A 21350-nucleotide genomic window follows, 5' to 3' on the forward strand; every position below is an offset into this window, starting at 1 on the left:
ACCATGCTTTCAAGAACCGCTGCAGACCTCTACTGGATGTCGCGTTACCTGGAGCGCGCGGAAAACCTCGCGCGCATGCTCGAAGTGAGCTATTCGCTGTCGCTGATGCCCCAGGCCGGGCGCAGCGACGGCCACGCGGAGCTGGCCATGTCGCTGCTGGCGGCCGGCACGCTGGAAGACTACAAGGCCCGCCACGGCGCGCTCGACACCGAGCACATGCTGCACTTCTTTGCCTTGGACGAGGCCAACCCCGGCAGCATCTACTGCTGCCTGCGTGCGGCGCGCAGCAATGCCCACGCCGTGCGCGGGCGCATCACCGCCGACATGTGGGAGAACATCAATGCCACCTGGCTGGAGATGCGCGCCATTGCCGGCAACGGCCTGGGCCGCTACGGTATCAGCCAGTTCTGCGAATGGGTGCGGGAGCGTTCGCACCTGTTTCGCGGGGCCACCTCGGGCACCATCATGCGCAACGAGGCCTATGGCTTCATTCGCCTGGGCACCTTCATAGAGCGCGCCGACAACACCTTGCGTCTGCTGGATGCGCGCTACGAGATGTTTGGCGAGGAGTCGGAGGAGGTCAGCGACAAGTCGGCCCGTGGCTACTACCAGTGGAGCGCCTTGCTGCGCGCCCTGTCGTCGTTCGAGGCTTTCAACGAGATCTACCGCAACGCACCGAACGCCGAGCAGGTTTCGGAAATGCTGCTGTTGCGCGCCGAGGTGCCGCGCTCGCTGCATGCCTGCATCCAGGAGCTGGACCTTGAACTGTCCAACCTGCCCGGCATCAACGGCCGCCCGGCGCAGCGCCTGGCCGCCGGCCTCAACGCTCGCCTGCGCTACACCGGCATCGACGAGATCCTCGATGCAGGCCTGCACGCCTGGCTGATCGAGTTCATCGATCAGGTACGCGACCTGGGCCAGGCCATTCACGACGCCTACCTGGAGGTGGTATGAAACTGTCCATTCGCCACGACACCACCTACAGCTATGCCAACGAGGTGTGCACCAGCATCCAGTTCCTGCGCCTCACGCCCCAGGACAGCGAGCGCCAGCGGGTCATCGACTGGCAGGTGGACATGCCGCGCAAGGTGCGCAGCCAGCTCGACCCCTATGGCAACGTGCTGCATGTACTGACCCTGGACGAGCCCCACGGCGAGATCGTGCTGTGCGCCCACGGCCAGGTGGAGATCGACCCCACCCGCGAGGTGGAGCCGGACCTGCAGTCGCCGCTGCCGTTTCTGCGCAGCAGCCCGCTGACCGCCGCCGACGAGGCGCTGCTGGCGTTTGCCGCGCAGCATTGCGGCGAGCGGCGCGACAGGGCGGCGCTGATCGAGCTGATGAATGCGCTGGCCGAGCACATGCCCTACAGCCCCGGCGCGACCGAGGTGGGCACTACCGCGGCCGAGTCGTTCGCCAGGCAGGCGGGGGTTTGCCAGGACCATACCCATGCGTTTCTGGCCTGTGTGCGCAGCCTGGGTATCCCGGCGCGCTATGTGTCGGGCTACCTGTGCACCGAGGACGCCACGCACCTGGCCAGCCATGCCTGGGCCGAAGCCTGGCTGGGGGAGGGCTGGTACAGTTTCGATATCACCAATCGGCTGGCCAGGCCCGAGCGCCACCTGAAGCTGGCGGTGGGGCTGGATTACCTGGATGCGTGCCCGGTGCGCGGAATGCGCCGGGGCGGGGGGATGGAGCACATGCTGGCCAAGGTGCAGGTGGAACTGATGGTGCAGGTGCAGTAGCCAGGCGATGCAAGGTGTCGACGCCATCGCGGGTCAAGCCCGCTCCCACAGGGGCCACGGCAATCCTGTGGGAGCGGGCTTGACCCGCGACGAGGCGCTGCAGATCGAGGGTCAGGCGCGCTCGATGGCCAACGCCACACCCTGCCCACCACCGATGCACAGGGTCGCCAGGCCCTTCTTCGCATCACGCTTGATCATCTCGTGCAGCAACGACACCAGCACCCGGCAACCCGAGGCACCGATCGGGTGGCCCAGGGCAATCGCGCCGCCGTTGACGTTGACCTTGCTCGCGTCCCAGCCCAGCTCCTGGCCCACCGACAACGCCTGGGCCGCGAAGGCTTCGTTGGCTTCGATCAGGTCCAGCTGATCCAGCGACCAGTCGGCCTTCTGCAGGCAGCGACGGGTCGCGCTGACCGGGCCGATACCCATGATCGCCGGGTCCACGCCCGCATTGGCATAGGCCGCAATGCGCGCCAGTACCGGCAGGCCCAGGGCCTTGGCCTTGGCCGCGCTCATCAGCAGCACCGCCGCTGCGCCGTCGTTGAGGCTCGAGGCGTTGCCCGCCGTCACGCTGCCGTCCTTCTTGAACGCCGGCTTGAGCTTGGCCAGCGACTCGGCGGTGGTGCCGGCGCGGGGCTGTTCGTCGGTGGCGAACACCAGCGGCTCACCCTTGCGCTGCGGGATCTGGATCGGGGTGATCTCGTCGGCAAAGCGGCCGGCCTCGATGGCCGCGCAGGTCTTTTGCTGCGAGGCGGCGGCAAAGGCGTCCTGGGCCTCACGGGTGATGGCGTACTTGTCCACCAGGTTCTCGGCGGTGATGCCCATGTGGTAGTCGTTGAAGGCATCCCACAGGCCGTCGCTGATCATGCTGTCGATCATGCTGGCATGGCCCATGCGCAGGCCGGTGCGCGCGGCAGGCAGCACGTAGGGGGCCAGGCTCATGTTCTCCATGCCGCCGGCGATGATCACCTCGGCGTCGCCACAGCGGATTGCCTGGGCGCCCAGGTGCAGGGCCTTGAGGCCCGAGCCGCAGACCTTGTTCAGGGTCAGGGCCGGTACCGCATGGGGCAGGCCGGCCTTGATCGCGGCCTGGCGCGCCGGGTTCTGGCCGCTGCCGGCGGTGAGCACCTGGCCCAGAATCACCTCATCCACTTCGCTGCCGGCCAGCCCGGTCTGCTCCAGCAGGCGGCGGATCACCGCTGCGCCCAGCTCCGGGGCCGGGATGGCGGCCAGCGAACCCTGGAAACTGCCGATGGCGGTACGAGTGGCCGCGACAATGACGACGTCTTGCATGGAATGTTCTCCTTGTTAGTGGTCCAGTGGCGTGAGTGTTGCGCCATTACATATATTTGTTAAGTTGATTTTTGAGATGGATTGATCGATAAACCTCAACAATTCCCCGTTTTGCCGGAGTCAGCATGACCGTCAAGCAGCTGCGTGCCTTCTGGGCAGTGGCCCAGAGCCTGAGTTTTGCGGTGGCCTGCGAGCGTCTGCACCTGTCGCAGTCGGCACTGAGCCTGACCATCAAGTCGCTGGAGGAGGGCCTGGGCGGGCGGCTGTTCACGCGCACCACGCGCAACGTCACGCTGACCCCGGAAGGCGAATCGCTGCTGCCCCTGGCGCGCCGCCTGCTTGCCGACTGGGACAATGCCGAGGACGAGATCCGCCAGCGCTTCACCCTGCAGCGCGGGCGCGTGACCATTGCGGCGATGCCGTCGTTCGCCGGCAACCTGCTGCCGCCCATCCTGAAGAACTTTCGCACCCGCTACCCGAACATCGGGGTCACGGTAAACGACGTGATCAACGAACAGGTACTGGAGATGGTGCGTGACCGCCAGGTGGAGCTGGGGGTGGCGTTCGAGCCGTTCGAAGGCTCATCGCTGGTGTTCTCGCCCCTGTACGTCGACCGGTTCACTGCCGTGGTGCCGCTGGATTCGCCCCTGGCCGTGCTGGATGAAATCGACTGGCAGACCTTGCTGCAGCAGCCGTTCATTACCTTGCAACGGCCCTCGAACGTGCGCGTGATGCTCGAAGAGCACCTCAAGGCGCGCGGCATGAAGCTGGCGGTGGAGTTCGAGAGCCATCAACTGGTGACAGTGGGTCGCATGGTGGCCAGCGGGCTTGGGGTCAGCGCGGTGCCGGCCCTGTGCGCCGGCCAGATGCACGAGCTGGGTGCGCGCTGCATCACCCTGCGCGACCCGGTGGAACGTGCCATCGGGGTGCTGAGCAAGCCGGGCCACGAACTGTCGGCTGCGGCCCAGGCGTTGTTCGACAGCCTGCATGAACAGCAGGCCGAGGCCAGGCGCTAGACGGCGGCGAGCAGGCTGCGCAGGGGCACCTTGTTCTTCATCACCGGCGACTTGATCACGATGTAGCTGAAGTACTTCTCGATGCCGATGTTCTGGTCGAGGATGGTTTCCATCAGCTCCTGGTAATGCTGGATGCTGCTGGTCAGAAAGCGCACCAGGTAGTCATAGCCACCGCTGATCAGGTGGCATTCGAGCACTTCGTCGATGTTGCGGATGCTCGATTCGAATTTCTGAAAGTCGGAGCGTTTGTGGTCGCTCAGTGTGACTTCGGTGAAGATGGTTACCGAGTTGGCGAACTTGGCCAGGTTCAGGTGGGCTTCGTAGCCGCTGATATAGCCTGCCGCCTCGAGTCGCTTGACCCGTTGCAGGCACGGGCTGGGCGACAGCCCCACGGCTTCGGCCAGGCTGACGTTGGTCATGCGGCCGTCTTTCTGCAACTGGACCAGGATGTTGATATCGATCCGATCGAGCTTGGTTGCCGCTTCCATTCCTGACTCCTGAAATGCGGGATGACAAAAAAACACACTTTCACCCACGGGGCCGTCGCTGGCAAGGCCGCTCCCGGCGGGAGCCGGCATTGCCAGCGAAGGTGACGCCGCAGAGGGGCGGATTACGCCGTAGCGCGGGTCAACGCCTGGTCGAGCATGCGCAGCGCTTCGGAGATCTGCGCCTCGGTGGTCACCAGCGGTGCCAGGAAGCGCACCACGTTGCGGTACACGCCGCACTTGATCACCAGCAGGCCGGCTTCACGGGCCTGGTCGATGATGGCCTGGGCCAGGTTCGCGTCCGGGGTCTGCGCGGCGTCGTCGGCCACGATCTCGATGGCCTGCATGAAGCCCAGGCCACGCACGTCGCCGATGCACGGGTAGCGGTTCTGCAGGGCCAGCAGGCCTTCACGCAGTTGCACTGCACGCTGCTCGCCCTGGGCCAGCAGGTCTTCTTCCTCGAACAGGTCCATCACCGCCAGTGCAGCCGCGCAGGCCACGGCGTTGCCGCCGTAGGTGCCGCCCAGGCCGCCCGGGGTCGGCGCGTCCATGATCTCGGCACGCCCCACCACACCCGACAGCGGCATGCCGCCGGCCAGGCTCTTGGCCACGGTCACCAGGTCAGGCTGGATGCCCGAGTGCTGGAAGCCGAACGGCTTGCCGGTACGCCCGAAGCCTGCCTGGATCTCGTCCAGGATCAGCACGATGCCGTGGCGCGTGCAGCGTTCGCGCAGGGCACGCAGGAAGGCATCGGGGGCACGCAGGAAGCCGCCATCGCCTTGCACCGGCTCGATCAGGATGGCCGCCACGCGGTCGGGGGCCACGTCGGTGGCGAACAGGTGGTCGAGTTCGGCCAGGGCGTCGTCACTGCTCACGCCGCGGTATTCGTTGGGGTAGGTGGCGTGGTAGATCTCGGCCGGGAACGGGCCGAAGTTCTGCTTGTACGGCTGGCTCATGCCGGTCAGGGTGACGCCCAGCAGGGTGCGCCCGTGGAAGCCGCCGCGGAACGAGATCACCGCCGGGCGGTTGGTGTAGCCACGGGCGATCTTGATGGCGTTCTCCACCGCTTCGGCGCCGGAGGTGAACAGCACGCTCTTGTAGGCTTCGCCGCCACCGACCATGGCGTTCAGGCGCGCTGCCACGTCGATGTACGACGCATAGGCCACCACCTGGAAGCTGGCATGGGAGATCTCGCCCACCTGGCGGCGCACGGCCTCGACCACACGCGGGTGGTTGTGGCCGACGTTGAGCACGCCGATGCCGCCGACGAAGTCCAGGTAGCGCTTGCCGTCCACGTCCCACAGCTCCGAACCCTGGGCGTGGCTGACCACGATCGGGTGGGCGGTGGCGATGCCGCGGGGTACGTGCTGCTCGCGCAGGGCCAGCAGGCGTTGATTTTCAGTCAGTGCAGAATTCATGGTGCAGCTCCATTAACTAACGATGGTGTCAGGGGTTCGGGAACGCAGGTATTCAGTCGAGGCCGCCCATGTGCCAGGCCTTGATTTCGAGGAACTCGTCCAGGCCGTACTTGGAGCCTTCACGGCCGGTACCGGACTGTTTCATGCCGCCGAACGGGGCCACTTCCATGGAGATGATCCCGGTGTTCAGGCCGACCATGCCGAACTCCAGGCGCTCGCCCACACGCCAGGCGCGGCGCATGTCCTGGGTGAAGTAGTAGGCGCCCAGGCCGAACGGGGTAGCGTTGGCGATGGCCAGGGCCTCGGCTTCGTCCTTGAAACGGAACAGCGGGGCAACCGGGCCGAAGGTCTCTTCGGTGGCCAGCAGCATGTCGGTGGTGGCGTCCAGCAGCACGGTCGGCTGCACGAACAGGCCGGTGTCGTCAGGCATGCCGCCAATCGAGATGCTGGCGCCTTTTTCCACCGCATCGCCGATGTGGCTGGCGACTTTTGCGACGGCGGCGGCGTTGATCAGCGGGCCGATGGTCACGTTCTCGCCCAGGCCATCACCCACCTTCAGCTCGGCCACCGCAGCCCGCAGGCGCTCGGCGAAGCGGTCGTAGATGCCGTCCTGCACCAGAATGCGGTTGGCGCACACGCAGGTCTGCCCGGCGTTGCGGAACTTGCTCAGCATCACCCCGGCAATCGCCAGGTCGAGGTCGGCGTCGTCGAACACGATGAACGGCGCGTTGCCACCCAGCTCCAGGCTCAGGCGCTTGAGGGTGTCGGCGCACTGGCTCATCAGCAGCTTGCCGATGCGCGTGGAGCCGGTGAACGACAACTTGCGCACGGCCTGGTTGGCGGTCACTTCGCTGCCGATGCCGGCAGGCAGGCCGGTGAGCACGTTGAACACCCCGGCCGGGATGCCAGCACGATCTGCCAGTACCGCCAGGGCCAGGGCCGACAGCGGGGTCATCTCGGAGGGCTTGACCAGCACGGTGCAGCCTGCGGCCAGGGCCGGCGCGCATTTGCGCGTGATCATCGCGTTGGGGAAGTTCCACGGGGTGATGGCCGCCACCACGCCGATCGGCTGCTTGAGCACCAGGATGCGGCGGTCGTTGGTGGGCGCGGGGATGGTGTCGCCGTAGATGCGACGGGCCTCTTCGGCAAACCATTTGACGAAGCTGGCGCCGTAGCCGATTTCGCCGCGCGACTCGCTCAGGGGCTTGCCTTGTTCGGCGGTCATGATCAGCGCCAGGTCTTCCTGGTTTTCCAGGATCAGGCTGTACCAGGCTTCCAGGTGACGTGCGCGGGTGGCGGCGGGGACTTCGCGCCAGCTTTCGAAACGGGCCTGGGCGGCCTCGATGGCGCGTCGCGTCTCGGCGGCGCCGAGGGCCGGGACCCGGGCGATTTCGCTGCCGTCGGCGGGGTTGATCACGGCAATCGTTTCGCCGTTGTCGGCATCGATCCAGCTGCCATTGACGTAAGCGCGTTCGACAAGCAGCGAGGGGTCACGCAGTGTGCTTTTCAACATGGAGAGGGTGCCTTCTACGGGTCCGGTGAATGGCACGATTGTAAGAACAGGCACGCAGTGACCGATGCCGAGATGGCCGCTTGGGCCAGGCATAAATGCCGTATTGAGGGGGTTGGCAGCACACTATGCTGCGGGGGTGGTCGAGGTGTCTCCAGCGCCGGTCAAGCCCGCTCCCGCAAGGCCACTGACGGCCTGCTGGAGCGGGCATGGCCCGCCACCGGGCGGTACAGGCAGCAGATTGTTTGTCAGGCGTCGTTCTGCAGGCGGTACATCTCGGTCGCCACCTGCAGCTGAAAGCGCGCCTGCGGGTTCTCCATCGACAGCTGCAGCAGCTCTTCGATGCGCTCCACGCGGTAGCGTAATGTGCTGATGTGGATGTCCAGGCAGCGGGCGCTGCTGGCCAGCTGAAAGCCTTCGCTGGCCAGGGTGCACAGGGTTTCCATGAGCATGGCGCCGTTCTTGTGCCGGGTCAGCGGGGTCACCAGGCGCTCCAGCAGCATGCGCCGTGCATCGTCGTCGCCCATCAGCGCCCGCGGAAACAGCACTTCGTCAAACCCATGCAGCTTGCCCGGGCGCAGCAGCGGCAGCAGGGTGGCCACATCCCCGGCGCCCTGGGCCATGCCTGCCACGCCCCGGTGCACGCGGCTGGCGGCCATGGCGCCGCCGTCCAGTCGAATATGCTTCCAGATCGACTCGGGCACCACATCGGCCGGCACGATCAGGCTGATCTGGTTCAACGACACCGACAGCAGGGGCGCGATTCCCAACCCCTGCATGATCTCGGTGATGCGCTCGGCCTGCTCCTTGCGCCGCTGGAAGCCCTCGCGGCTGAGGGGAATCGGTTCGTCCAGCAACACCAGGCACACGCGGTAGTCGCGGGTATGACACCAGCCGGACACCAGCGCACGTTCGATGGCGCGCGGCGTTTCGGGGAACTTGCCTTCCAGTAGCCCTGCCACCAGGGCATGGCCGAGGCGGTTTTCCTGGTCCAGCAATTCGCGTTGATGGGACAGCTGCAGGGCGGCGATCAGCGCAGCATGTTCCACTGCGCGGCAGTGCAGCTCCTCGAAGCTGTCCCGCTGGCCCTTGAGCCACACCACGCCGACCCGCTCGCCCTGCAGGCGGATGGGGCAGCCCAGGCGAAACGCGCCGGCATCGGCGTCCAGCTCCAGCACCTGCGGCTCGACCCCCTGCAGCAGGTTGGCCTGCTCGTTCAGGTGGCGCATCACGGCAAGCTCCACGGCGTCATTGGCCGGCTCGCTGGCCCCCAGCACACTGCCGGAGCTGGCCACGATCAGCGCCGGCAGTTCCAGGGCGCTGGTGAGGGCGCTGGCCAGGCTCTGCAGGTTGTCGGCCTCGATGGCAGCGCGGGTGAGCATGCGGTGGATAAGGTCGGAGCGACGGATGATGCGGGTCTGGAAGTTGATGATCTGTTCGAGAACCTGCTGGGTGATGTCGCTGAAGGCGACTTCCCAGGGCAGTTCCAGCAAGGGAAAACAGCAGCGGTCGGCCTCTTCGATGGCCGCCTGGGGGAAGTGTTCGTGAAAGTGCGGGACTGCCATCACGACCCCGGCCAGGCCCAGCTCGGCCAGGCGGCGAACCATGTCACGGCATTTTTGCGGGTCTTGCGGCCAGTTGTAGCCGGTGGTCAGCAGCAGGTCGCCCTTTTTCAGCCAGTTGAAGATGTCGGGGTGATCGACGATATGCACCCACGCCAGGTCGCGGTCCAGGCATTGCCTGCCCGCGACCACGGTGGCCTGGCTGAGGGAGGTCTGTTCCAGGGCTGTGGCGAGTTTCATGTGCAATCCACGATCCAGACACGATAGAGGATCGCAGTCTAGCGGACTGGACATGGCTGCGGGGAGGGCCCTGGACAGGAGAATAGAACCTGTGCGCTGATCATCCATGAGGCGCACAGGGAGGGGAAATCAGGACTTGCTAGCCCAGGCGTTGAACTTCTGTTCAAGCGTTTCTGCGTTCTCGAGCCAGAACTCGACGTTTACCCGCAGTGCATTCTTCTGGTTCTCTGCCGCGGTGGGCAGGTCGTCAGCCAGCGACTTGTCGAGCATTTCGGCGGCCTTGGTGTTGGACGGGCCGTAGGCCATCTGCTCGGTGTAGAGCTTCTGCTGCTCAGGCTGCATGGCGAACTTGATGAAGTCGTAGGCCTTGTCCAGGTTCTTGGTGCCGCGCGGGATGGCCCACTCGTCGAACTGGTACAGGTTCTGGTTCCAGACGATCTTCAGGTTGCTGCCGCTCTGCTGTGCAGCGTGGATGCGGCCGTTGTACGAGGACGCCATCACCACATCGCCAGCCACCAGGTACTGCGGCGGCTGTGCACCGGCTTCCCACCACTGGATGTACGGCTTGATCTCGTCCAGTTTCTTGAAGGCGCGGTCCACACCTTCTTTGGTGCTGAGCAGCTTGTAGACTTCGGCAGGCGGCACGCCGTCGGCCATCAGGGCGAATTCCAGCGAGCCGCGGGCAGATTTGCGCAGGCTGCGCTTGCCCGGGAATTTCTTCACGTCCCAGAAGTCGGCCCAGCCGGTAGGGGCGACTTTCAGTTTGTCGGCGTTGTAGGCCAGCACGTTGGACCACACGAAGATACCGACGCCACAGCCGTCGTCACTCTTGGTGCCTTCGATCCAGTCGCCCGGCGTGCCGAGGCGTTCGTAGTCGAGTTTTTCGAACAGACCTTCTTCACAGCCACGGGCACGGTCGGTGTCTTCGGTATCGAGCACGTCCCAGGTCACGGTCTTGGTGTCGTTCATGGCGATGAGCTTGGAGATTTCACCGTTCCACTCGCCAGCGATCACCTGGGTCTTGGTCTTTTCTTCGTAGGGCTTGTAGAACGCGGTGACCTGCGCGGCCTTGCTCGCGCCACCATAGGAGATCACCGTGAGCTTGTCGGCAAAGGCACTGTTGGCCAGCATCAGGCCACCGAGCACGGTGAGGGTGAAGAGTTTTTTCGACATTCGAACGCTCCAATCAAGACTGTTATTTCGAGTTATGTTTGGCAGTTGCAAGCGGGCGCAAAATAGATGAAAGGTGCTGATTTTTATAGTGGCAAGGTGCCTGCTGTGTTTGAGAGTGAGTTGAGGCTAATGGATAAGCGCTGCCATGGGTATCTATTAAACGCAGGATAAGCCTATTTTTTTATCCTGCGCTTTATAGGAAGGTGCTTCGTACTTTAGTGGCGATCGAACCATACGGTCTGCGCGTTGCAGAACTCGCGAACGCCGAAGTGCGAGAGTTCGCGGCCAAAGCCGCTCTTCTTCACCCCACCGAAGGTCACGCGCGGATCACTGGCGCTGTAGCCGTTGATGAACACGCCGCCGCACTCCAGTTCGTCGGCCAGTTGTCGGGCCAGTGCCGCATCGCGGGTGTACACGGTCGAGGTCAGGCCGAATTCGCTGTCGTTGGCCAGCTGCAGGGCGTGGCGCGCATCCCGGGCAGTGATGATCGAGGCCACCGGGCCGAACAGCTCCTGGCGGAACGAGGTCATCTGGTCGGTGACGTCGGCCAGTACCGTGGGCGCGTAGTAGTTGCCCGGGCCTTCGACCTTGTGCCCGCCCAGCAGCAGCGTGGCGCCTTCGGCCAGGGTGGCCTGGACCTGCTGGTCGAGCTCGTCGCGCAGGTCATGACGCGCCATCGGCCCCAGGTAGGTGTCGGCCAGCAACGGGTCGCCCATCACCAGCGCGCGGGTTTTCTCGACGAACTTGCGGGTGAATGCCTCGACCACGCCGGCTTCGACGATCAGCCGCTTGGCTGCCGCGCACACCTGGCCGGTGTTCTGGTAGCGGCCGATCACGGCAGCCTGCACGGCGGCATCCAGGTCGGCATCGTTCAACACGATGAACGGGTCGGAGCCGCCCAGTTCCAGTACGCATTTTTTCAGCGCGGCACCGGCCTGGGCACCGATGGCGGCACCGGCACGCACACTGCCGGTAAGGGTCACGGCGACGATGCGCGGGTCGACGATGGCCCTGGATACGCCCTCAGGCGTCACGTTGAGCACCTCGAACACGCCTTCGGGGAATTCGGCCTGCTGGAACGCATCGCGCAGCAGGTAGGCCGAGCCCATCACATTGGGCGCGTGCTTGAGCACGTAGGTGTTGCCGGCGATCAGCGCGGGTACCGCACCGCGCAGCACTTGCCACAGCGGGAAGTTCCACGGCATCACCGCCAGGATCGGGCCCAGTGGGCGGTATTCGATGTGGGCCTTGGCGTCGGGTACCTGGGTTGGCTCGGGGGCCAGCATGGCCGGCCCGTTCTCGGCGTACCACTCGCACAGCTGGGCGCACTTTTCCACTTCGCCGCGGGCCTGGGCCGCAGGCTTGCCCATTTCCAGGGTAATCATCTGCGCCATGGCCTGGGCGTTGTCGCGCAGCACACCGGCCAGTTTCACCAGCAGGGCCGAGCGGGTAGCCAGCGGGGTACGCCGCCAGCCGGCAAACCCGGCAGCGGCGCGGCCCAGGGCGGCGTCCATCAGTGCGTCGGTTTCATAGGCGTAGTGGCCGATGCGTTCACCGGTGGCCGGGTTGATCGAGAGGGCATGGGTGTGGCTGGTTATGTCGGTCATGGCGGGCGTTCCTGTCGGAAGGGAAACAGGGGCCCAGCGTAATGCCGTGCTAATCTTTCGAAAACTGAATAATAAAAACGGTTTCTTTCACGTTTGGAGAATGTTTTTGGACCTGGTACAGCTTGAGATCTTCACCGCCGTGGCCGAGCACGGCAGCATCAGCGCAGCCGCCCAGCACATCCACCGCGTGCCGTCGAACCTGACCACGCGGATCAAGCAGCTGGAAGCCGACCTGGGGGTGGAGCTGTTCATTCGTGAAAAGCTGCGCCTGCGCCTCTCGCCGGCCGGCTGGACCTTCCTGGAGTACGCCAAGCGCATCCTGGCCTTGGTGGAGGAGGCCCGCCTGACCGTGGCGGGGGAGGAACCCCAGGGGGCGTTCTCGCTGGGCTCGCTGGAAAGTACCGCAGCGGTGCGCATCCCCGCGTTGCTGGCGGCCTACAACCAGCAGTACGCCAAGGTCGAGCTGGACCTCTCCACCGGGCCGTCGGGCACCATGATCGAGGGCGTGCTGTCGGGACGCCTGGCGGCGGCCTTCGTCGACGGCCCGGTGCTGCACCCCTCGCTGGAGGGCGTGCCGGTGTTCGAGGAGGAGATGGTAATCATCGCGCCGCTCAACCATGCGCCGATCCACCGTGGCCAGGACGTCAACGGGCAGAGCATCTATGCGTTCCGGGCCAACTGTTCGTACCGCCATCATTTCGAGCGCTGGTTCACCCAGGATGCCGCCGTGCCGGGCAAGATCTTCGAACTGGAGAGCTACCACGGCATGCTCGCCTGCGTGAGCGCAGGGGCGGGGCTGGCGCTGATGCCACGCAGCATGCTCGAGAGCATGCCGGGGTGCGCCACGGTCAGCGTGTGGCCGATGTCGCAACGTTTTCGCTACCTGCGCACCTGGCTGGTATGGCGCAGCGGCACGGTGTCGCGCAGCCTGGCGATGTTCGTGAAACTGCTGGAGGAGCGGGGCGCGGTGCTCCAATAGTGCGGCGTGGCGCCACTGCGGTCTGGCGGTTATCGCACTTTTTGCGTTTTTTCGGCTCTATTCATCGCCAGGCCGCGTCGATCCCCAACGCGGCCCGTGAATTCAGACCCCGGTGCCGATGGTTTATCCGCTTTGCGTTCCACCCCAGCGCGTGCTGCGCCGGCTGTTGCTGGCGGGCACGCTGATGGCCTGCGCCGCTGGCTGTACCCAGCAGCAGGGGCGCGATATCGCCACCCAGCTGGGCAACGGCCGGCCCCAGGAACTGTTCCAGACCAGCGTCGATCGCATGGCCACGCTGTCGATGCAGGACAACCTGCAGAGCCTGTACCTGTTGATGAGCAAGCTGTACCTGCGCAACCCCAACCAGTGGCGCGAATCGGGCTTTCTCGATGCTGCCAGTGCCGAGCGGCAGATCCGCCAGGCCATCGAGCAGCGCCAGGCCTTGCCGCAGCTGGGCGAGCGCCGCGACCTGGCGGCACTGAGCTATGCCCTGAGCCCGGAGTTCAGGGGCGATCGCGTTGGCGCGTTCATCTACGCCATCGGCAGCATGCTGGTGACCGCCCATGGCGGGCGTACCGAATTCTTCATCACCGACACCATCGACCCGCAGTTCGTCAGCAACGCAGCGCGCAACATCGAGAAGGCCACCTGGCTGCTGAGCCAGCGCCAGGATGCCAATGGCGTGCTGTTGCTGTTCTCCAACGAAATCTCCGAGGCGGGCAGCAACCTGAGCTTTGCCGTGGAGTTCGGCAAGATCGTCGCGCGCCTGGACCTGCTGACCCAGATGCTCGACGAGCGCTACCGGCGCATCGGCCTGAACTATGCGCAGAGCCTGTTGCTGATGAACTTTCTGCCGGTGCAGTGAGGTGTCTGCCTGGCGCCTTTGGGCGCAGATTCACTGAACCATCGCGGCGTCGCCTGACCTAACGCAATACCATTCGGGAGATGACGCATGCAAAACAACGGTTATATCTGGATCACATTGGCGGTAATCCTGGCCCTGGTGGAACTGTGGGCCATCAAGAGCATCATCGGCAGCAAGAGCAAGGCCGACCGCAAGATGTTGTGGATCGTGCTGGTGGTGTTCGTGCCGCTGGTCGGCCTGATCGTGTGGGGCGTGGCGGGGCCCAAGGCGATCAACAACAACGCGGCCTCTCGCAACGGCTGACTCAACGGCGCAAATTGAGCTTCGGATTGCTGGCTGACATGGCCATTTGACACCCCTCCATTCGCCATCTAGCGTTGAGCGCGAAATTGCGCATTCGCGCAGACCCCACTGGCAAGGAGGCTAGACGGCCATGATCAGCCCGGCATCGATCAAATCCATTCGTGTGCACCCAGGGCTCGGCGTTGCCCGTGTCGGCAACGCCGATGGCGATGAGGAGTACGTGCTCGCCGCGCAGGTGCCAGGGGCACTGGCCAGCAGCGCCGACGGGCAATTTCGCGATGCCAGGGGCCAGGTGCGGCGCCAGGCTGTGCGCTTTCGCCTCTATGCCGAACTGCACGACGGCACCGTACAGGAGCTGAGCCTGGACGACGGCGTGCAGATCGAATGGACCGTGGAAGTCGCCAACCTCAAGGCCGGCTGGTACGCCTTCGAAAATGCCATGGACCTGCCCGGCCAGTACGCCATCGCCGAAAAACGACGCAACCCGCACGTGACCGGCGCGCAGCGCCAGGCCCTGGACATCCGCCCCGGCCCCAGGACCATCAGCGGCCGCCGCCAGCAAGGCAAGCCCTTTCATTTCGACACCGGCACCTTCCACGGCAAACCCGTGTACCTGGGCGAACTGCGCACCGACGAGGCCGGGCGCCTGATCGCCCTCGGCGGGCACGGCCACAGCGCACCGCGGGTGGACAAGACCCCACCGACAACCTTCGCCAACAACGACGACTGGCACGACGACGTGTCGGACGGCCCGGTGTACGCACGGGTGACGTTCAACAACGGCCAGCGCCTGGATGCCGAGCCCGGCTACCTGGTGGTGACGCCCCCCAACTACGCGCCAGGGCTGTTTGGCGTGGTCACCATGGAAGAGGTGGTGCGCGACCTGTTCGTGCGCCAGGGTCAGCTGCCGGCCGAACCGGGCTGTTCGTTCACCCGCGATATCTGGCCGATCTTCGAGCGCATGACCCACATGCAGTGGACCAACCAGGGCCTGTTCATGCTCAGCGGCCACGGTTCGCCACTCGATACCCAGAACCCCGACGTGGTGGCCCGGCTGGCCGACCCCGGTGAGGCCAGTGCGGACTTTCGGCGCAAGGTCTTCGCGCTGTTTCGCGACCCCGCCAGCACCGCCGAGTTCGCCCCGGCGCTGTTGCCCCTGTACGGCGACTATTACGGCGACTATGACCTCGACCCCCAGCCGCCATCCGCGGTCGGGCTCGCGGTCACCCCGCTGATGTACCAGGCCTTGAGCCAGTGGGCGCAAGGCGAATTCGTCGCCGACTGGCAGGGCGCGCCGGTACCGGAAGACTTCGATACGCTCGAACCGCGCGCCCAGGCCCAGGCGCTGGACCGCGCCGGCCTGCATGAATGCCTGGGCGGCCCGTTCCACCCGGGCATCGAACTGACCTGGTTCATGCGCGTGCCCAGCGTGTGGCGCAGCCCTTATCGCCTGGCGGTACTGCCCCAGGGGCAGGCGGTGCGCCAGGATTTCGGTGACGAACTCACGCCACAGGTGTGCCTGGCACCCCAGGGCCCGCTGGACGGCGTGGGCCCGGGTTCGCTGACCCGCGCGCTGGGCGTGCCGTGGCAGACCGACGAGGCCTCGTGCCTGTCGGATGCCGAGTACGAGCCCAGTACCTACCTGTCGTTCCCCAGCTACTGGGGGGCCCGCGTGCCCAACCAGGTACTGAGCAGCGAGGCGTGGGAGCGTGTGGGCGCAAGACGTACCACGCCAGCGCAGCAGCTCAAGCACTTTTCCTACCGCGAGGACTGGCTGCGCGACCTGAAGGGCAGCTACTTCACGCGCATCAACCTGATGGTGAGCCACTGGTGGGAGTTGGGCATTCTGCTGGCCCACGACGCCACCCCCGAGGCGACCGCACTGGGGTTGCCGGCGCGGGCCTGGATCGAAAGCGGGCGGCCCGAGCGGGTCACCGGCTCCAATGCCAAGCTCGACCTGCTGGCGGTGATCGAGGCCCTGGATTCGCCGCCACCGTTGCTGGGCGAGACCGAACTGGAGCCGCCCAGGCAGAAGGTACCGCCACGTCGTCGGCTGCGCAGGGACGAGATTTGAACCCCGTGCACGACGTGCTGGTGGTGGGCGCCGGGCCGGCCGGCACGGCGCTGGCCATCCGCCTGGTGCAGGCCGGGTTGCAGGTGGGGCTGGTGGAGCGTGAACCCGAGGCTGCGCTGCGCCCCGGCGAGTGCCTGTCCCCCGAGGCGTTGCCTGCACTTGCCGCACTGGGGCACGCCGACCTGCTCGACGACAGCACCGTGGCGCGACGCTGCTGCGGCGTGCAGTCGATCTGGCTGACCAGCGAGCCGGTATTTCGCGACTACTTCTGCGAGCGCGCCGCCCATGGCGCGTTCCTGGAACGACGGGTGTTCGACGCCCGGCTGCGGGAAAGGGCGGCGGCGCTTGGGATCAACCGTGAAGACGATGTGCGGGTGACCCATGCCGATTTTGCCGACGACAGCATTACCCTGGGCGGTCGGCGAGGTGAACACCCCTGGCGCGGGCAGGCACGTTTCGTGGTGGATGCCACCGGCAAGGCCAGTTGCATCGCCCGGCTCGGCGGGGCACGGCGCCAGCGCCTGAGTCGCCAGGTGGCCGTCGCGGCGCGCCTGCCGCGAGGTGGCTCGGAACTGGCCGACACCGAGTGGCTGCTGATCGAGGCGGATGCCCAGGGCTGGTGGTCCGGGGCCACCACCGCCAGCGGCCAGCGTCACCTGGTGCGCTTCTTTCCCGGCGGTGACGGTCAGCGCACCGCGCCGCAGTTGGCCGAGCAACTGCAGCGCACGCGCCTGATGCAGCGCTATGCAGGTGCCGACGAACTGGCCGCAGCGCAGGTTCAGGTGCTGGATGCCGGCTGTAGTGCATTGCAGCGCTGTGCATCGGCGCACTGGCTGGCAGTGGGCGAGGCGGCCATCGCCTTCGACCCGGTGTCGTCCCAGGGGCTGACCCACGCCCTGGGTGCCACCGACCTGGCTGCCCGCGCCATCCTGGCCAGGTTGCAGCAGGGCCGTCTGGACCTGCTGCACCAGTACGACCGGCACACCCGTATCACCCTGGGGCATTCGCTCAAGGGCCTGGCGCGGCACTACGCGCAGTGCCAGCCGTTGATGGCGGCGGGCTGAGGGCAGGGCGCCGGCGTTCCGGATTGCGGAATAAATTCCTCATCTGCAATACTGGCGCCGAATCCCTTCACTGGAACACCCTCTCCATGACGTATCGCCTGCAGGCTGACGCCGTGACGCTTCGCTACGACCAGCGCACGATCTCCACGGACCTTTCGGTGGCTATCACCGAAGGGTCCTTTACCGTCATCGTCGGCCCCAATGCCTGTGGCAAATCCACCTTGCTGCGGGCCTTGTCGCGCCTGCTGGTGCCTTCGAGCGGCACGGTGCTGCTCGATCAGGTCGATATTCACACGCTCGCGGCCAAGGACGTGGCCCGGCGGCTCGGCCTGCTGCCCCAGAGCGCGGTTGCGCCCGACGGCATCACCGTGGCCGACCTGGTGGCCCGCGGGCGCTACCCGCACCAGTCGTTCCTGCGCCAATGGTCGCAGGCCGACGAACAGGCCGTGACCGCAGCCATGCAGGCGGCGCAGGTCAGCGAGCTGTCCGAGCGCCTGCTGCAGGAGTTGTCCGGCGGCCAGCGCCAGCGGGTATGGATCGCCATGGTGCTGGCGCAGCAGACGCCGGTACTGCTGCTCGACGAGCCCACCACCTACCTCGATATCGCGCACCAGATCGAACTGCTGGAACTGCTGGCCGAGCTCAATCGCCAGGGCCGCACCATCGTTGCGGTGCTGCATGACCTCAACCAGGCGTGCCGCTATGCCTCGCACCTGATCGCCATGAAGGCCGGCGCCATCGTCGCCCAGGGCGACCCGGCGCGCATCTTCACCGAGGCCCTGGTGCAGGAGGTGTTCGGCGTGGCCTCGATGATCATCGCCGACCCGGTCAGCGGCACGCCGCTGCTGGTGCCCTTGTCGCGCGAGCGGGCGGTGGTGTCAGGCGCCTTGCCACGGCAGGCCGCCGGTTGACTGGTTGACCCGGCTGGCCGCCCGGAACAGCGCATCGCGGTCTTCGGGCGTCTTGAGCTGACCCAGGTCGGTCACCGTGGTCACCACACACACGATCTCGCCCTGGGCGTCGAACACCGGCGCGGCCTGCCCGGTGACATTCGACAGCAGGTGGCTGGTCTTCTCGGCCCAGCGGCTGCTGCGCACCTCGTCCAGCACAGCCTTGGCCGGCGCCGTGCCGCGAAAGTGCGCCGGTTGCAGCTTGCGCGCCGCATCGATGGTGGCCTTGGGCAGGAAGGCCTGGAACACCAGCCCGCAGGCGGTGTTGTCGATGGGCAGCACGTCGCCCAGGGCCAGCGGGTTGATCGAGAAGAACGCGCTGCGGTACCAGCGCACCAGCGTCGGGCCACGGTCGGTCCAGATCGCCACGCCGCCGCTGGCCGCATGCTGGTGGGCCAGCGCCTTCATGTGCTGCGCGGCGATCTCCACTGCATCCACCCGCTTGAGCGCACCGATACCGATGCTCAGCGCCGCCGGGCCCAGGTCGTACAGGCTGCTGGCCGGGTCCTGCCTGGCCAGGCCCTCCTTGACCAGACTCTGCAGGTAGCGGTGCGCGGTGGACGCGCCGGTCTGGGTGCGCCGCGCCACTTCCCCCAGGGCCAGTTCGTGCTCGGCGCTGGCCAGTACGTTGAGAAAGCGGGCGGCGATGGCGACGGACTGAATGGTGCCCGAACGTTTTTCGCCCGGCGCGTGCGGGGCGTCATCCGCAGCTGGAATGGTTTTTTTCAACGGGCCTCTCCTCATCGCCGGCTGGCGGCTGGTCCTCATCAGGCATCAAGTGCGCGCCGCTTGTGCGCGGCGTCGGTGCGCATGATACCGACTTTTCCGAGCGCTGGCCGGGCCCCTGGATTTACCACATTGCAGAATGAATTCTCTATTGAGGAACGAAGTGGCCACATGATACCTTTCGCACAAACGATTATGATTATCATTTGGAGCGTATCTTGAAGGCCTATTCACCCCTTGAACTCACCTGCGGTTTCAGCGTGCTGACCCTGGCGACCGTGCTCGGCATGGCGCCCGCGATGGCCGATGATGCCGTTGCTGCCCCGCGCAAAGGCGCAGTCACCTTCGAACCGATCATGATCACCGGGGAAAAGCTCGAGCGTGACCTGAAGAACACCGCCTCCTCGGTGTCGGTCAAGACTGCCCGCGACATCGAGCGCCAGAACACCGGCAACGCCAGCGTGCATGAAGTGCTCAATGACGTGCCCAACGTGATCTACACCGACTCGGTAGGCGCGCCGATCATCCGCGGCCAGGACACCCAGGGCCCGAACAACGGGCAGAACCAGTTCTGGGGCGGCACCGTGCCACGGGCCACCATCAACCTGGACGGCCACTACCTGAACTACAACGAGATGTTCTTCGGCGCCACCTCGGTGTGGGACGTGGACAGCATCGAGGTGTTCCGCGGCCCGCAGACCACCTCGCAAGGCGCCAACGCCATCGCCGGCGCGATCATCGTCAACACCAAGGACCCGACCTTCACCCCCGAGGCCGCCTACCAGGCCGAGATCGGCAACTACAACGCCAAGCGCACCTCCATCGCGCTGTCCGGGCCGCTGATGGGTACCGACCTGGCCGGGCGCCTGGCAGTGGACTACTCGGCGCGCGATACCTTCATCGACTACACCAACCCCAACTTCCAGAAGGGCAAGACCGACCACGACTTCAGCGCGCTCACCACCCGCGCCAAGCTGCTATGGCTGCCCACCGACATCCAGGGGCTGGAGGCCAAGTTCACCTTCTCGCACAACGAGAGCAACCGCCCCACCCAGGAAGCCGCTTCGGCGCCGTACCACAAGCTCGACCACACCACCACGACCATGCCCAGCTGGGAGCAGAGCACCAACACCAGCGTGCTGGACGTGAGCTACGACTTCGACAACGGCCTCAAGCTGATCAACCAGGCGCAGTATTCGTTGTCCAGCGTGCAGCGCTACACCGGCATCCCGGGGCAGGGCGACGCCGACATCAAGCAGAAGAACCTGTCCAACGAAACCCGCCTGGTGTTCGGTGACCAGCACAGCGTGCTCAGCGGCGCCACCGGCCTCTACGTGGCGCGCACCAGGACCGACGAAACCCTCAACCTGGCCGGGCTGTCGGCGTTCGACGACACCAAGGAAAACCTCGGCCTCTTCGGCGAGCTGAACTACCGCCTGAGCGACCTGTGGACCCTGAGCACGGGCCTGCGCTTCCAGCAGGACCGTATCGAGCGCGACGGCAACTCGGTGCTGGCGCCCACTGCGCTGGACTACCAGAAGACCTTCACCGCCGTGCTGCCCAAGGTATCGCTGGCCTACGCCGCGACCCCGGACTGGACCGTGGGCGCGATGGTCAGCCGCGGCTACAACCCGGGCGGTGTCTCGCTCAACCTGTCGACGCGCCAATGGCAGTACTTCAAGGAAGAGTCGGTGTGGAACTACGAGCTGTTCACCCGCGCCAGCCTGTTCGATGACCGCCTGCGCCTGAGCGGCAACCTGTTCTACATGGACATGAAGGATTCGCAGTACAACATTCCGGTGGTGATCTCCACCGGGATCAGCCAGTCCTACACCATCAATGCCGAGAAGGCCCACGCCTACGGCATGGAACTGAGCGCCGACTACCAGCTGCTCGACAGCCTGACCCTCAAGGCCAGCGCCGGCACCCTGCGCACGCGCATCGACCGCATCACCAGCAACGACAGCTACCAGGCCAACGAGTTTGCCAAGTCGCCCGGCTACACCCTGAGCTTCGGGCCCAGCTGGGACGTGACCGACAAGCTCAACCTGTCGGCCCAGGTGCGGCATATCGACGGCTACTACTCCGACACGGCCAACAACTCGTCGTATTCGGTCGACTCCTACACCCTGACCGATGCCCGCGCCAGCTACCAGTTCACCCCGGCGGTGGAACTGTACGGCTACGTCAAGAACGTGTTCGACGACCGCTCGGCCACCTACCTGCAGCAGAACCGCGGCATCGGCGGCACCGAGGCGAGCATGACCACGCCACGCATGTTCGGCGTGGGCGTCAAGGGCTCGTTCTGAATCAACCCACTGTCAACGGCGGCCCTGGGGCCGC

General features: G+C 65.8%; 18 protein-coding genes. 10 read left to right on the top strand and 8 right to left on the bottom strand.

Annotated features, from left to right (window positions below):
• Positions 1-3: 3 nt before the first annotated feature.
• Entirely contained in the window at positions 4-954 is a 951-nt protein-coding gene (locus NP552_RS00915) for an alpha-E domain-containing protein (protein WP_043861214.1), read from the top strand.
• The gene (locus tag NP552_RS00920) at positions 951-1742 is read left to right on the top strand and encodes a transglutaminase family protein (protein ID WP_054914468.1); all 792 of its coding nucleotides are present in this window, start codon (positions 951-953) and stop codon (positions 1740-1742) included. Before NP552_RS00915 ends, NP552_RS00920 begins: the two co-directional genes overlap by 4 nt.
• A 111-nt stretch (positions 1743-1853) precedes the next feature.
• On the opposite strand, the gene NP552_RS00925 is transcribed toward NP552_RS00920, so the two are convergent.
• Positions 1854-3035 carry an acetyl-CoA C-acetyltransferase gene (locus NP552_RS00925; protein WP_274096290.1) on the bottom strand — a complete coding sequence of 394 codons (1182 nt, stop codon included), beginning with the start codon at positions 3033-3035 and terminating at the stop codon, positions 1854-1856.
• Positions 3036-3160: 125 nt separating this feature from the next.
• On the opposite strand from NP552_RS00925, the gene NP552_RS00930 reads away from it, so the two are divergent.
• Positions 3161-4051 (top strand): LysR family transcriptional regulator, encoded by an 891-nt coding sequence (locus NP552_RS00930; RefSeq protein WP_274096291.1) that lies wholly within the window; start codon positions 3161-3163, stop codon positions 4049-4051.
• On the opposite strand, the gene NP552_RS00935 is transcribed toward NP552_RS00930, so the two are convergent.
• The 6 genes from NP552_RS00935 to NP552_RS00960 form a co-directional block, all read right to left on the bottom strand.
• Positions 4048-4539 carry an Lrp/AsnC family transcriptional regulator gene (locus tag NP552_RS00935; protein WP_043861218.1) on the bottom strand — a complete coding sequence of 164 codons (492 nt, stop codon included), beginning with the start codon at positions 4537-4539 and terminating at the stop codon, positions 4048-4050. The two genes, NP552_RS00930 and NP552_RS00935, sit on opposite strands and share 4 nt — an antisense overlap.
• A 122-nt stretch (positions 4540-4661) precedes the next feature.
• Positions 4662-5954 (bottom strand): 4-aminobutyrate--2-oxoglutarate transaminase, encoded by a 1293-nt coding sequence (gene gabT / locus NP552_RS00940; protein ID WP_043861219.1) that lies wholly within the window; start codon positions 5952-5954, stop codon positions 4662-4664.
• A gap of 52 nt (positions 5955-6006) precedes the next feature.
• Positions 6007-7467 carry an NAD-dependent succinate-semialdehyde dehydrogenase gene (locus NP552_RS00945; RefSeq protein ID WP_054914469.1) on the bottom strand — a complete coding sequence of 487 codons (1461 nt, stop codon included), beginning with the start codon at positions 7465-7467 and terminating at the stop codon, positions 6007-6009.
• A gap of 245 nt (positions 7468-7712) precedes the next feature.
• Positions 7713-9266, bottom strand: coding sequence for a PucR family transcriptional regulator (locus NP552_RS00950; RefSeq protein WP_100632735.1), 1554 nt, complete (start codon positions 9264-9266; stop codon positions 7713-7715).
• 129 nt (positions 9267-9395) lie between these two features.
• The gene (locus NP552_RS00955; RefSeq protein ID WP_043861222.1) at positions 9396-10439 is read right to left on the bottom strand and encodes a polyamine ABC transporter substrate-binding protein; all 1044 of its coding nucleotides are present in this window, start codon (positions 10437-10439) and stop codon (positions 9396-9398) included.
• 215 nt (positions 10440-10654) lie between these two features.
• A complete protein-coding gene (locus tag NP552_RS00960; RefSeq protein WP_210014425.1) occupies positions 10655-12046 on the bottom strand; it encodes an aldehyde dehydrogenase family protein in 1392 nt (463 codons plus the stop codon).
• 106 nt (positions 12047-12152) lie between these two features.
• On the opposite strand from NP552_RS00960, the gene ptrR reads away from it, so the two are divergent.
• From ptrR to NP552_RS00990, 6 genes are all read left to right on the top strand, one after another.
• Positions 12153-13025, top strand: coding sequence for a putrescine utilization regulator PtrR (gene ptrR / locus NP552_RS00965; protein ID WP_088515131.1), 873 nt, complete (start codon positions 12153-12155; stop codon positions 13023-13025).
• Between the two features lie 118 nt (positions 13026-13143).
• Positions 13144-13890: a hypothetical protein gene (locus NP552_RS00970; RefSeq protein ID WP_043861224.1), complete on the top strand. Its 747-nt coding sequence runs from the start codon at positions 13144-13146 to the stop codon at positions 13888-13890.
• An 87-nt stretch (positions 13891-13977) separates the two neighbouring features.
• Complete coding sequence (locus NP552_RS00975) at positions 13978-14193, top strand: PLD nuclease N-terminal domain-containing protein (RefSeq protein ID WP_043861225.1); 216 nt, start codon at positions 13978-13980, stop codon at positions 14191-14193.
• Between the two features lie 130 nt (positions 14194-14323).
• Positions 14324-16267 carry a LodA/GoxA family CTQ-dependent oxidase gene (locus tag NP552_RS00980; protein WP_274096292.1) on the top strand — a complete coding sequence of 648 codons (1944 nt, stop codon included), beginning with the start codon at positions 14324-14326 and terminating at the stop codon, positions 16265-16267.
• Positions 16268-16272: 5 nt separating this feature from the next.
• The gene (locus NP552_RS00985) at positions 16273-17331 is read left to right on the top strand and encodes an NAD(P)/FAD-dependent oxidoreductase (protein ID WP_236176375.1); all 1059 of its coding nucleotides are present in this window, start codon (positions 16273-16275) and stop codon (positions 17329-17331) included.
• 86 nt (positions 17332-17417) lie between these two features.
• Positions 17418-18242: an ABC transporter ATP-binding protein gene (locus tag NP552_RS00990; protein ID WP_043861228.1), complete on the top strand. Its 825-nt coding sequence runs from the start codon at positions 17418-17420 to the stop codon at positions 18240-18242.
• Here the strand turns inward: NP552_RS00990 and NP552_RS00995 are convergent.
• On the bottom strand, positions 18210-18998 hold the full coding sequence (locus tag NP552_RS00995; RefSeq protein ID WP_426429156.1) for an IclR family transcriptional regulator: 789 nt from the start codon (positions 18996-18998) through the stop codon (positions 18210-18212). The genes NP552_RS00990 and NP552_RS00995 overlap by 33 nt on opposite strands.
• Positions 18999-19225: 227 nt before the next feature.
• Between NP552_RS00995 and NP552_RS01000 the strand changes: the two genes are divergently transcribed.
• Positions 19226-21316 carry a TonB-dependent receptor gene (locus NP552_RS01000; RefSeq protein ID WP_274096293.1) on the top strand — a complete coding sequence of 697 codons (2091 nt, stop codon included), beginning with the start codon at positions 19226-19228 and terminating at the stop codon, positions 21314-21316.
• The last annotated feature ends 34 nt before the right edge of the window (positions 21317-21350 follow it).

It is taken from the genome of Pseudomonas sp. 8209 (assembly GCF_028682105.1).
Classification (GTDB): Bacteria; Pseudomonadota; Gammaproteobacteria; order Pseudomonadales; family Pseudomonadaceae; genus Aquipseudomonas; species Aquipseudomonas palmensis.

Excerpts from the sequence above, each read along its gene's own strand:
- NP552_RS00915 (WP_043861214.1), top strand. The coding sequence starts at position 4 with ATGCTTTCAAGAACCGCTGCAGACCTCTACTGGATGTCGCGTTACCTG.
- NP552_RS00920 (WP_054914468.1), top strand. The coding sequence starts at position 951 with ATGAAACTGTCCATTCGCCACGACACCACCTACAGCTATGCCAACGAG.
- NP552_RS00925 (WP_274096290.1), bottom strand. The coding sequence starts at position 3,035 with ATGCAAGACGTCGTCATTGTCGCGGCCACTCGTACCGCCATCGGCAGT.
- NP552_RS00955 (WP_043861222.1), bottom strand. The coding sequence starts at position 10,439 with ATGTCGAAAAAACTCTTCACCCTCACCGTGCTCGGTGGCCTGATGCTG.
- NP552_RS00950 (WP_100632735.1), bottom strand. The coding sequence starts at position 9,266 with ATGAAACTCGCCACAGCCCTGGAACAGACCTCCCTCAGCCAGGCCACC.
- NP552_RS00990 (WP_043861228.1), top strand. The coding sequence starts at position 17,418 with ATGACGTATCGCCTGCAGGCTGACGCCGTGACGCTTCGCTACGACCAG.
- NP552_RS00970 (WP_043861224.1), top strand. The coding sequence starts at position 13,144 with ATGGTTTATCCGCTTTGCGTTCCACCCCAGCGCGTGCTGCGCCGGCTG.
- NP552_RS00960 (WP_210014425.1), bottom strand. The coding sequence starts at position 12,046 with ATGACCGACATAACCAGCCACACCCATGCCCTCTCGATCAACCCGGCC.
- NP552_RS00935 (WP_043861218.1), bottom strand. The coding sequence starts at position 4,539 with ATGGAAGCGGCAACCAAGCTCGATCGGATCGATATCAACATCCTGGTC.
- gabT (WP_043861219.1), bottom strand. The coding sequence starts at position 5,954 with ATGAATTCTGCACTGACTGAAAATCAACGCCTGCTGGCCCTGCGCGAG.
- NP552_RS00930 (WP_274096291.1), top strand. The coding sequence starts at position 3,161 with ATGACCGTCAAGCAGCTGCGTGCCTTCTGGGCAGTGGCCCAGAGCCTG.
- NP552_RS00945 (WP_054914469.1), bottom strand. The coding sequence starts at position 7,467 with ATGTTGAAAAGCACACTGCGTGACCCCTCGCTGCTTGTCGAACGCGCT.
- NP552_RS00980 (WP_274096292.1), top strand. The coding sequence starts at position 14,324 with ATGATCAGCCCGGCATCGATCAAATCCATTCGTGTGCACCCAGGGCTC.
- NP552_RS00975 (WP_043861225.1), top strand. The coding sequence starts at position 13,978 with ATGCAAAACAACGGTTATATCTGGATCACATTGGCGGTAATCCTGGCC.